The organism is Streptomyces corchorusii (assembly GCF_001514055.1).
In the GTDB taxonomy this organism is placed as follows: domain Bacteria; phylum Actinomycetota; class Actinomycetes; order Streptomycetales; family Streptomycetaceae; genus Streptomyces; species Streptomyces olivaceoviridis.
Genome location: NZ_KQ948356.1, coordinates 628,756 through 639,750 on the forward strand (window position 1 = coordinate 628,756; position 10,995 = coordinate 639,750).

A 10,995-nucleotide genomic window follows, 5' to 3' on the forward strand; every position below is an offset into this window, starting at 1 on the left:
GGCGCTTCTCAGCGCGTCGGGGACGTGAGAAGCATATGGGATGGCGAGGGGTATCGCCAAAACGGTTTACGGCGAGGTGGCGGAAGGGGTCGGCGAAGGGGAGCGCGAGGTACCGGTGGCGCCCGGTTGGTTCTCGTCCGCCAGGTGGCGGCTGACCTCGGCCGTTGAGAGTCCCAGGCCCCCCAGCTTGATCGCGTCCCAGGCCTGGAGCCTGCGGCTGTCCCGGTCGAAGTAGAGGATCGAGGCCTCGATCGGGGCCGGGTACGTGTGCTCCACGGCCCGCAGCCCGCTGCCGCCGGTCGAGCCCTCCCTGCGCAGCCGGGTGCCGTACGGCAGCAGCTCCGTTCCCTCGTGGTGGAGATGCCCGCAGAGCACCAGCGGCACCGTGCCGTCGGTCTCCCGGGCGGCGGACGGCTCGTGCGCGACCGCCACGTCCACGGGGGTGCCGGCCGTCCGCTGATCGCGCAGGGCGCTGGCCAGCCGGTCGCCCGCCAGCTGCTCGGACGCGGCACTGCCGGGCGCCGTCGAGCGGTCGGGGGTGAACTGCGGATCACCGATGCCCGCGAAGCGCAGGCCCGCCACCGTCTCCGCCCGCCCGTCGTCCAGGACGCGCACGTTCTTCATGCGCTCCAGGTAGCGCTGGGTCGTCCGCGAGTCATGGTTGCCGCGCACCCAGACGTACGGCACGCCCAGGTCCCGGATCGGGTCGAGGAAGCCGTTCTCCGCCGCCGTACCGTGATCCATCGTGTCGCCGGAGTCCACGATCACGTCCACCTTGTACTGCTCCACCAGCGAGCCGATGATCTTCCAGCTCGCCGGGTTGAGGTGGATGTCGGACACGTGCAGGACGCGGATGGTGGAGGGGTCCGGCCGGTAGGCGGGGAGGGTGGAGGTGACGTCGTAGAGCTTCGTCACGTTCGTCACCAGGCGCGCCAGCTCCTTCTGGTAGACGTCGAACTCCGTGACGATGCTGCGGGCGTTGCCGACCACCGACGGTGCCGAGCTGAGCAGTCCGGAGAACCGCGGCTCCAGGACCGACTTCGGGTTCCAGGTGGCGTACGCCGACACGCCCGAGGCGGCCAGCAGGCCCAGGGCCAGTCCGCCGGCGGCGAGGGCCCGGCGCGGGCGGCGGTACACGGCGAGGCCGAGGGCCGTGGCCCCGGAGACCACGGCGATGCAGGAGCGCACGGCCAGGTCCAGCGTGCCGTGCTCGACGTCCCGGGCGACCTCGTCCTGGAGGCCGGACAGCCGCTCGGGGTGGTCGACCAGCGCCTGCGAGCGGAGCGGGTCCAGTTGGTCGACGTTCACGTCCAGGCGGACCGGCGCCACATGGCTGTCCAGGCTGAGCGAGCCCAGCGGGGAGACGTTGATCTTCGTGCCGCCGCTGAGGGAGGGGCGCAGCGTCATCGTCGTGTCCATCGGGCCGACCGGGGCCCGGACGTCGCCGACGATCAGCAGGCCCAGCCAGGCGCCGACGAGGACGACCGTGGTGAGTCCCAGGGCACGCAGCCAGGGACTGGGGCGGTCGGTCAGTTCCAGGGCGGGGAGCGAGCGGGGGCGGGCGGGGCGGTTCGGGTTCCGGTTCAGCATGGTGCTCAGGGCTGCGACGGGGACGCGGGCCATTGGTGCCGTATGCCCACGTCCCCTGGTGGATATGCGGCGGTGTTCCCGGACAATGACCCTGTGCTGGAGATGACGCGCGAGGAGTTCGAGGAACTGGTCGCCGAGGCGCTCGACCGGATCCCGCCGGAGCTGACGCGGCTCATGGACAACGTGGCCGTGTTCGTGGAGGACGAGCCGCCCGCCGACGACCCCGAGCTGCTTGGGCTGTACGAGGGCACCCCGCTCACCGAGCGGGGCGAGTGGTACGCCGGTGTCCTGCCGGACCGGATCACCGTCTACCGCGGGCCCACGCTCAGGATGTGCGACAGCCGTGAGGACGTCGTCGCGGAGACCGAGGTGACCGTGGTGCACGAGATCGCCCACCACTTCGGAATCGACGACGCCCGGCTCCACGCCCTCGGCTACGGCTGAGCGCGGCGGCTGACAGCGGCGGCACGCGCGGGCGGTTCGCGTGTGCTGGGCGAGGACCGGCTCGTGCAGCCGGGGCCGGGTGTGCCGGCGCGGGGCCGGGTGCTGGGTGGGCCGGGTACGCGGTGTCGATGCGGGCGGGGCGCGTGTCCTCTTGCGGGCGGCGGGAGTTGGTGAGGTTGACTCCTTTCCTTGCCCCCGGAGGTGGCCGCCGTGCGCCCCTTGTACGTACCCGTCCGTCTCGCCGCCGCGGTACTGGCCGTCACCGCCGCCGCCGGCTGTGTGAGCGTGGGCGACGACGCGGGCCGGGCCCGGCCCGCGCACTCGGCGGGGCAGCGCGGCGGCGAGGTGCCCGACGGCGGCCCGGTGGCCGGCGCGGGCGGCTTCGCCGGGGAGGGCGGTGGGCCCGGTGACGGCAAGCACGGGCACGGCGGCAAGGCGAAGCGGGGGAAGAAGGGCTCGGCGTCGGCCACCCCGTCCGCCGCGCGCAGCGCCTCCCACGCGCCGGCCGAGCCGGGCACGACCGTCGAGCCCGGCGAGCCGGTGCCGACGAACGCGCCGCCGACACCCCCCGACGTGACCTCCGCCCCGCCCGAGCCGCCGGCCTCCACCCCGCCGCCGCCCGTCACCGAGCCTCCGTCGGCCGAGCCGTCCTCGTCGGCCCACGAGGAGACGGGCCCGCAGCTGGTCCAGCGGGTGCCGGCGCCGGCGGCGGGGGTGCCGGCGTAGATCCGTGCGTGCGGCCGGACAGCGAGTGTGAGCTGTGCCTCTGCGGCTCCATTTGCCTTCGGGGGTGGTAGGTGCGTATGGTGGTAGATCGTTTGATCCCATTTGCCCGGCGCCACCACAGAGCGCGCCGTGTGGCGCGTACTCTCCTTTGCCGTGGCGGACCGCATTGAGGCGGTCGTGAGCGATTCACGGAGTTGACGGGCGCGTGCCGAAGAGACTCCGGAAGGTTTCGCATTCGCATGTCCGTGTCCAGTACTGACCAGATCGTCGTGTCCGAGAACGAGATCGAGATCGAGAACACCACCGAGATCGAGAACGCACTCGTCGACGAGACGACCGAGGTCACCGAGGCCCCCGAGGCCGCTGACACCCCCCAGACCACCTTCGCCGACCTCGGCCTCCCCGAGGGCATCGTGCGCAAGCTCGCGCAGAACGGCGTGACGACCCCCTTCCCGATCCAGGCCGCGACCATCCCGGACGCCCTGGCCGGCAAGGACATCCTCGGCCGTGGCCGCACCGGCTCCGGCAAGACCCTCTCCTTCGGCCTGCCGACCCTGGCCCAGCTGGCCGGCGGCCGTACCCAGAAGCACAAGCCCCGCGCGGTCATCCTCACCCCGACCCGCGAGCTGGCCATGCAGGTCGCCGACGCCCTCCAGCCGTACGGCGACGTCCTCGGCCTGAAGATGAAGGTCGTCTGCGGCGGCACCTCCATGGGCAACCAGATCTACGCCCTGGAGCGCGGCGTCGACATCCTCGTCGCCACGCCGGGCCGGCTGCGCGACATCATCAACCGCGGCGCCTGCTCCCTGGAGGACGTGCGGATCGCCGTCCTGGACGAGGCCGACCAGATGTCCGACCTGGGCTTCCTGCCCGAGGTCACCGAGCTGCTCGACCAGGTCCCGGCCGGCGGCCAGCGCATGCTCTTCTCCGCCACGATGGAGAACGAGATCAAGACCCTCGTCGACCGCTACCTCGACGAGCCCGTCCTGCACGAGGTGGACGCGGCCCAGGGCGCGGTGACGACCATGTCGCACCACATCCTCATCGTGAAGCCCAAGGACAAGGCGCCGGTCACCGCCGCGATCGCCTCCCGCAAGGGCCGCACGATCATCTTCGTCCGCACCCAGCTGGGCGCCGACCGCGTTGCCGAGCAGCTGCGCGAGGCCGGCGTGAAGGCCGACGCGCTGCACGGCGGCATGACCCAGGGCGCCCGTACCCGCACCCTGGCCGACTTCAAGGACGGCTACGTCAACGTCCTGGTCGCCACCGACGTCGCCGCGCGCGGCATCCACGTCGACGGCATCGACCTGGTCCTCAACGTGGACCCGGCCGGCGACCACAAGGACTACCTGCACCGCGCGGGCCGTACCGCCCGTGCCGGCCGCACCGGCACGGTCGTGTCGCTCTCCCTCCCGCACCAGCGGCGCCAGATCTTCCGCCTGATGGAGGACGCCGGCGTCGACGCGGCCCGCCACATCATCCAGGGCGGCGCCGCCTTCGACCCGGAGGTCGCCGAGATCACCGGCGCCCGCTCCATGACCGAGGTCCAGGCCGAGTCCGCCGCCAACGCCGCCCAGCAGGCCGAGCGCGAGGTCGCCCAGCTCACCAAGCAGCTGGAGCGCGCCCAGCGCCGCGCGACGGAGCTGCGCGAGGAGGCCGACCGGCTGGTCGCCCGGGTCGCCCGCGAGCGCGGCGACGACCCGGAGGCGGCGGTGGCCGAGGCCCAGGCGACGGCGGCGGAGCAGCTCGCCGTGGCCGAGGAGCCCGCGGAGCGCGAGACCGAGCGCGAGGAGCGTCCGGCGGCTTCGGCGCCGTACGAGCGCCGGGAGCGGCGGGGCTTCGACCGTGACCGTGGTTTCGAGCGTCGTGACGAGCGTCGGGACGACCGGGGTGGCCGTTCCTTCGAGCGTCGCGAGGACCGGGGCGAGCGCCGTCCGTTCGACCGCGACCGGGACCGCGACCGTGGTTTCGAGCGTCGTGACGACCGCCGCGACGACCGGGGTGGCCGTTCCTTCGAGCGTCGCGAGGACCGGGGCGAGCGCCGTCCGTTCGACCGCGACCGGGACCGCGACCGTGGTTTCGAGCGTCGTGACGACCGCCGGGACGACCGGGGTGGCCGCTCCTTCGAGCGCCGCGACGACCGCCGCGACGACCGTGGTGGCCGTGGCTTCGAGCGCCGTGACGACCGGGGTGAGCGCCGTCCGTTCGACCGTGACCGTGGTGGCCGTTCCTTCGACCGCCGTGACGACCGGGGCGGCTTCCGCCGCGACGAGCGCGGTGGCCACCGGGGCAGCGACCGTCCGTTCAACCGCGACCGCCGCGACGACCGCCCGGGCTTCCGGTCCGCCGGTCACGACCGCCCCTACGGCCGTCGTGACGACCACCGCGGCACCGGCTCCTTCGGCCGCCGCGAGGACAAGCCGCGCTGGAAGCGCAACGGCTGACACGGCATCGGCTGACACCCCGGTGGGTGACGCCGAGTGAGGCAGGGCGAGGGCCCGTACGACACCGTTCGTACGGGCCCTCGCGCGTACCCGGGCCGTCGTCGATTTCAGGTCACCGAGTGACGCATGTCACGTCCCCGGTGGGGGAATTGCTGGGGGCATGACAGATGACGTGAGCGCCGGTGGCCTGTCGGACGAGGAACGGCTGGCCCAACTCGGCTACACCCAGGTCCTCGCCCGCCGTATGTCGGCGTTCTCGAACTACGCCGTCTCCTTCACGATCATCTCGGTGCTGTCCGGCTGCCTGACCCTGTACCTCTTCGGCATGACCACCGGCGGCCCCGCGGTGATCACCTGGGGCTGGGTGGCGGTGGGCCTGATGACGCTGTTCGTGGGCCTGTCGATGGCCGAGATCTGCTCGGCCTACCCGACCTCGGCGGGCCTGTACTTCTGGGCGCACCGCCTGGCGCCCCCGCGTTCGGCGGCGGCCTGGGCGTGGTTCACGGGCTGGTTCAACGTGCTGGGCCAGGTGGCGGTGACCGCCGGCATCGACTTCGGCGCGGCCTCCTTCCTCGGCGCCTGGCTGAACCTCCAGTTCGGCTTCCAGGTGACCCCCGGCCGCACGGTGCTGCTGTTCGCGGCGATCCTCCTCCTGCACGGCCTGCTGAACACCTTCGGCGTCCGGATCGTCGCGTTCCTGAACAGCGTGAGCGTGTGGTGGCACGTCCTCGGCGTCGCGGTGATCGTCGGCGCGCTGGCGCTCGTCCCGGACCACCACCGGTCGGCGTCCTTCGTCTTCACGCACTTCGTCAACGAGACGGGCTGGGGCAGTACCCCGTACGTGGTGCTCCTGGGTCTGCTGATGGCCCAGTACACCTTCACCGGGTACGACGCCTCCGCCCACATGACCGAGGAGACCCACGACGCGGCCACCGCGGGCCCGAAGGGCATCGTCCGCTCCATCTGGACGTCGTGGATCGCGGGCTTCGTCCTCCTGCTGGGCTTCACGTTCGCGATCCAGTCGTACGACAGGGCACTGACGTCGCCCACCGGCGCACCGCCCGCCCAGATCCTCCTGGACGCCCTCGGCGCCACGGCCGGCAAGCTCCTGCTGCTGGTGGTGATCGGTGCCCAGCTCTTCTGCGGCATGGCCTCGGTCACCGCCAACAGCCGCATGATCTACGCGTTTTCCCGGGACGGCGCGCTGCCCTTCTCCCACGTCTGGCACACGGTCAGCCCGCGCACCCGGACCCCGGTGGCGGCGGTGTGGCTGGCCGCGCTCGGAGCCCTGGCCCTGGGCCTGCCCTACCTGATCAACACGACGGCCTACGCGGCGGTGACGTCCATCGCGGTGATCGGCCTGTACATCGCGTACGTCATCCCGACCTTCCTCCGCGTCCGCAAGGGCGCCGCGTTCACCCCCGGCCCCTGGCACCTGGGCCGCTGGTCCCGCCCCATCGGGGTGGTCTCGGTGACCTGGGTGCTGGTGATCACCGTCCTGTTCATGCTGCCGCAGGTCTCCCCGGTCACCTGGAAGACGTTCAACTACGCCCCGGTCACCGTCCTCGTGGTCCTCGGCTTCTCGGCGACCTGGTGGCTGGCCTCCGCCCGCCACTGGTTCCTCACCAGGAGTCCCGCCCCCGCTCCCATCCCGGCCGAAAAGTAACCATCCCCCCGCACCGGCGACATCCGACGTGGCCGTGTCCCCGATACCCGATCGGCGACACGGCCTCGTCCGGCTATGCTCGGACAGGCAACACCGCACGGGCCGTTAGCTCAATTGGCAGAGCAGGGGACTTTTAATCCCTTGGTTGTGGGTTCGAGTCCCACACGGCCTACCGTCCGCGGGCCCGGGGGGCACCCCCTCCGCCCCGCGGCACAGCGCCCGGGACGGCTTCGGCCGACTCGGGCGCTGTCGCGTTCCCGGGGCGCTGCCGCCGGTGGGCCCGCGCCGGCCCCCGAGCCGTCAGTACCTCTGCGCCTTGGCCAGTTCCGCGGTCAGGTGGGGCTCGGGAGGCTTGTGACTGATGGCGTAGCGCTCCGCCTTCTGCCCCGGCTCGACGTTCTGCGCCCCCACGACGACGGTCTCCACGACCTTGCCGTGGGAGTCGCTGAAGTCCACCTGGACCGCGAAGGACGCGGGCTTGTCGGTGCGGTTGGTCATCGTGACGAGGAGAGCGCGGACGTTGTGGGTCTGGGACAGGGGGACGCCCGTCATGGAGACGTCCTTCGTCGCGTTGCCCCGCCCCTTCACCTTGGCGAGCTGCTTCTGGGCCTCCGCGCGGGCGCGCTCGGTGTCCGCGGACACGGACGCCTCGAACTCGGACGCGCGGGCGGAGGCCGACGAGGCCGCGGCGGAGGCGGAGGCGCTGGCCTCCGCCTTCTTCGACTCCGCCCAGGACGACATGCCGGACGGCACGGTGCCGGAGAAGTTCGACGTGGCGGGGGCGGTCGGGGTGGAGGTGCCGGCCCCGCCGTTGCCGCTGCCGTTGCCGCACGAGGCGACGGCCAGCACACCGGTGAGCGCCGCGCCCACGCCGCAGACGACCGGTCTCAGGCGTGAGAGCGCGGTGCGGGACGACGCGGCGTCTTGGCCGGTCACGTTGGATTCCGACACGACGACCTCCACGGTGATGCGGGCACGGGTCCGTCAGTCCTGGTACAGACCAGAAATATGGTCATACAAGGTGAGCTGATGCGCGATCCGGGCTCCGCCGCTACGCGGCCCGGTAAGCCCTGAGGAACGCGCCCACCCCGGCCCTGAGCAGGCGGTCCGTCTCCGGTTCCGGCAGGGGCTGGACGCCGTAATGGGTCGTCTGGATGATGCGGTGGGAGATCAGGGCCGTGAAATGGCCGGCGGCCACGCCCGCGTCACCGTGCAGGTTCAGCAGACCGGCGTCTTCGAGGTGGGCCATCGCCTCGGTGAGGGCCCGGCCGACCGGTTCCGGGCCGGCCTCGTGCCAGGCCTTGAGGACCTCGGGCGGCACGTGGTCGGCCTCCGCGTGGATGTGCCGGACCAGGGCGAAGTGGTTCGCGTAGTCGGTCATGAGCCTGTGGAAGGCGCGGGCCAGGGAGACCAGGTCGCGTTCCAGGTCGTCGGGGTGCGGGGGGCGCTCCGGGTCCAGTACGGCGTTCAGGCGCGCCAGTTGGGCGTCCCGGACCTCGCTCGACGTCCAGGTCACGACCGTCTGGAAGAGCTGGGCCTTGCCGCCGGGGAAGTGGTTGTAGAGCGTGCGGGTGGAGACGTCGGCCGCGGCGGCGAGCGCGTCGACCGAGGCGCGCGCGTAGCCCTCGCGGCCGAAGACCGTGCAGGCCGCGCTCGCGATGGCCATCTGCTTCCGCAGCTTGCGCGGTGGCACCTCGCCCCGTGCCCGTTCCAGCCGGGACTCGTTCGTCTCGCCCACGCCCGTCGCCCTTCCGTCGTGACCGGGTCACTCTAACCGAAGTACAACGAGCGTTGTAATTTTTACAACGCTCGTTGTACTTTCATGGCGAGGCGGTCGCCGCAACCGGTCGCCGCCGGACCGACATCGCCAACAAGGGGGGACAGCTGTGTCCGTTTCCGATGCGCTTCGCGTCACCGTCATCGTCGGCAGCGTGCGCGAGGGCCGGCTGGGGAGGGCCGTCGCCGACTGGTTCCTCACCACCGCCGCCGCCGCCGACCCGGGCCTCGACCTCGACGTCGTCGACCTCGCCGAGGTGGACCTGCCGCTGGTGCTGCCCGGCTGGGGCGGCACCCCGAGCCCCGAGGCCGCCGCCGCGCTGAAGGACGTGTCACCGCGGCTCGCCGCCGCCGACGCGTTCGTGATCGTCACTCCCGAGTACAACCACAGCTTCCCGGCGGCCCTGAAGAACCTCATCGACTGGCACCACCGGGAGTGGCAGGCCAAGCCGGTCGGCTTCGTGTCGTACGGCGGTCTCGGCGGCGGGCTGCGCGCGGTGGAGCAGCTCCGGCTGGTCTTCGCCGAGCTGCACGCCGTGACCGTGCGCGACTCGGTCAGCCTGCACGGCCCCTGGTCGGGCCTGGGCGAGGACGGCACCCCGCGCGACGCCGACGTGTGCGCGGGCGCGGCCAAGGGCATGCTCGGCCAGCTCACCTGGTGGGGCCGGGCGCTGCGGACCGCACGGGCCGAGCGGCCCTACGCGGGCTGAGGGGCGGCTGCGATGAGCATCCCTGAGCCGGCGTCCGGTAGCGGTGTGAGGGGCATCGCCGCACTGGCTCCGAGGAGTGGTGTGAGGAGCATCGCCGTACCGACCCCGAGGAGTGGTGCGACGGGCATCGCCGCTCCGGTCCCGAAGAGTGGCGCACGGCGCATCCCCGCACCGGTCTCGGGAGCGGTGCGATGAGTGGTCCGCGGCCCACCGGCCCCGCCCGGCCCGCTCCCCCGGCCGGCGTGGTGAGTCCGGCCGTCGCCTCCCCGGCCGCCCTCTACCGGGTCGTCGCCGTCGTCGTCCTCGGCACGATCATGTCCGTGCTCGACATGACGATCGTCAACGTCGCGCTGCGCCACCTCTCGGAGACCTTCGGCGCCCCGCTGGAGACCATCCAGTGGACCGCGACCGCGTACACGCTCGCTCTTGCCGCGGTCATCCCGGTCGCCGCCTGGGCGATGGGCCGTATCGGCGCCAAGCGCACGTACATGACCGCGCTCGCCCTGTTCACCCTGGGCTCGCTGCTCGCCGCCTGCGCCTGGGACGCGGGCAGTCTGATCGCGTTCCGCGCGGTGCAGGGGCTGGGCGGCGGTCTGCTGCAACCGGTCGGCATGGCGATGGGCATGCGGGTCGCGGACCGGGCGCGGCTCGGCCGGGCGATGGGCCTGCTGGGGCTGCCCATCCTGATCGGCCCGGTCGCCGGTCCGGTGCTCGGCGGCCGGCTGGTCGACGCCGCGTCCTGGCACTGGATCTTCCTGATCAACCTGCCCGTCGGCGCCCTGGCCCTGGTCCTGGCGGCCCGTCTGCTGCCGAAGGACGCCCCGCAGGCCCGCGGCCGGGACCTGCCCCGGCTGGACGTTCCCGGCCTGCTGATGCTCTCGCCCGGTCTGGCCCTGCTGCTGTACGGCCTGGCCCGGGGCGGTGAGCGCGGGGACTTCACGGCCCCCGGCGCGCTGCTGCCGACGCTCGCCGGTGCCTTGCTCGCGGCGGCCTTCGTACGGCGGGCGCTCACCGTCCAGGCGCCGCTGCTGGACCTGCGGCTGCTGCGGGACCGTACCTTCGCCGCCGGCGTCGGCACGCTCGCCCCGTTCACCTGCGGCTACTTCGGGTCGATGCTGCTCGGGCCGCTGTACTGGCAGCAGGAGCGGGGTCTGAGCGCGACGGCGGCCGGGCTGCTCGGGGCGCCGGCCGGGCTCGTGGTCGGTGTGACGATGCAGATCGCGGCCCGGCGGATCGACACGGCGGTACCGCGCCGGCTGATCACGGCCGGCTGCGCGGTGGCCGCCCTCGGAATGGGGCTGCTGGCGTGGCAGACCGGCACGGCGGGGGTCGCGCCCTGGCGGGTCGTCGTCGCGGGCGCGGTGATGGGCGTCGGCGCCGGGATGACGCTGATGCCGGCTGTGACCACCGCGACCCGCGGCCTGCCCCCGGACCGGCTGCCCGGGGCGAGCACCGCGCTGAGCATCAACACCCAGCTCGCCGCGTCGGCCGGTACGGCCCTGCTGTCGGTGGTGCTGGCCGCGGCGGGCCCGTCGCCGGCCGGTTTCCGGCTCACCTACACGGTGACGGCGGCCCTGCTCCTCCTCGGTGCCCTCTCGGCCCGCCGGCTCCCCGGCCGCCCCGCCGCCTAGCGCCTAGC

The 10,995-nt window shown here is 72.8% G+C and carries 9 protein-coding genes and 1 tRNA gene; 7 read left to right on the forward strand and 3 right to left on the reverse strand.

From position 1 onward, the window contains the following. Nucleotides 1–66 precede the first annotated feature (66 nt). On the reverse strand, nucleotides 67–1,623 hold the full coding sequence (locus AQJ11_RS18435; protein ID WP_208616551.1) for a metallophosphoesterase family protein: 1,557 nt from the start codon (nucleotides 1,621–1,623) through the stop codon (nucleotides 67–69). Between the two features lie 60 nt (nucleotides 1,624–1,683). Between AQJ11_RS18435 and AQJ11_RS18440 the strand changes: the two genes are divergently transcribed. From AQJ11_RS18440 to AQJ11_RS18460, 5 genes are all read left to right on the forward strand, one after another. Then, nucleotides 1,684–2,034, forward strand: a complete 351-nt coding sequence (locus AQJ11_RS18440) for a metallopeptidase family protein (RefSeq protein ID WP_058081062.1) — start codon at nucleotides 1,684–1,686, stop codon at nucleotides 2,032–2,034. Between the two features lie 210 nt (nucleotides 2,035–2,244). Then, nucleotides 2,245–2,760: a hypothetical protein gene (locus tag AQJ11_RS18445; protein ID WP_059263793.1), complete on the forward strand. Its 516-nt coding sequence runs from the start codon at nucleotides 2,245–2,247 to the stop codon at nucleotides 2,758–2,760. Between the two features lie 239 nt (nucleotides 2,761–2,999). Then, nucleotides 3,000–5,204 carry a DEAD/DEAH box helicase gene (locus AQJ11_RS18450; protein ID WP_059263756.1) on the forward strand — a complete coding sequence of 735 codons (2,205 nt, stop codon included), beginning with the start codon at nucleotides 3,000–3,002 and terminating at the stop codon, nucleotides 5,202–5,204. Between the two features lie 160 nt (nucleotides 5,205–5,364). Beyond that, a complete protein-coding gene (locus tag AQJ11_RS18455) occupies nucleotides 5,365–6,870 on the forward strand; it encodes an amino acid permease (protein WP_059263757.1) in 1,506 nt (501 codons plus the stop codon). Between the two features lie 99 nt (nucleotides 6,871–6,969). Further along, nucleotides 6,970–7,042 (forward strand) — tRNA-Lys (locus AQJ11_RS18460). 128 nt (nucleotides 7,043–7,170) lie between these two features. On the opposite strand, the gene AQJ11_RS18465 is transcribed toward AQJ11_RS18460, so the two are convergent. Both AQJ11_RS18465 and AQJ11_RS18470 read right to left on the reverse strand, forming a co-directional pair. Further along, entirely contained in the window at nucleotides 7,171–7,821 is a 651-nt protein-coding gene (locus tag AQJ11_RS18465) for a hypothetical protein (RefSeq protein WP_059263794.1), read from the reverse strand. A 100-nt stretch (nucleotides 7,822–7,921) separates the two neighbouring features. Then, nucleotides 7,922–8,608, reverse strand: coding sequence for a TetR/AcrR family transcriptional regulator C-terminal domain-containing protein (locus AQJ11_RS18470; RefSeq protein ID WP_059263758.1), 687 nt, complete (start codon nucleotides 8,606–8,608; stop codon nucleotides 7,922–7,924). A gap of 148 nt (nucleotides 8,609–8,756) precedes the next feature. Between AQJ11_RS18470 and AQJ11_RS18475 the strand changes: the two genes are divergently transcribed. Beyond that, nucleotides 8,757–9,356, forward strand: coding sequence for an NADPH-dependent FMN reductase (locus AQJ11_RS18475; RefSeq protein WP_059263759.1), 600 nt, complete (start codon nucleotides 8,757–8,759; stop codon nucleotides 9,354–9,356). Nucleotides 9,357–9,547: 191 nt separating this feature from the next. Next, the gene (locus AQJ11_RS18480) at nucleotides 9,548–10,987 is read left to right on the forward strand and encodes a DHA2 family efflux MFS transporter permease subunit (RefSeq protein ID WP_244218285.1); all 1,440 of its coding nucleotides are present in this window, start codon (nucleotides 9,548–9,550) and stop codon (nucleotides 10,985–10,987) included. Nucleotides 10,988–10,995: the final 8 nt, after the last annotated feature.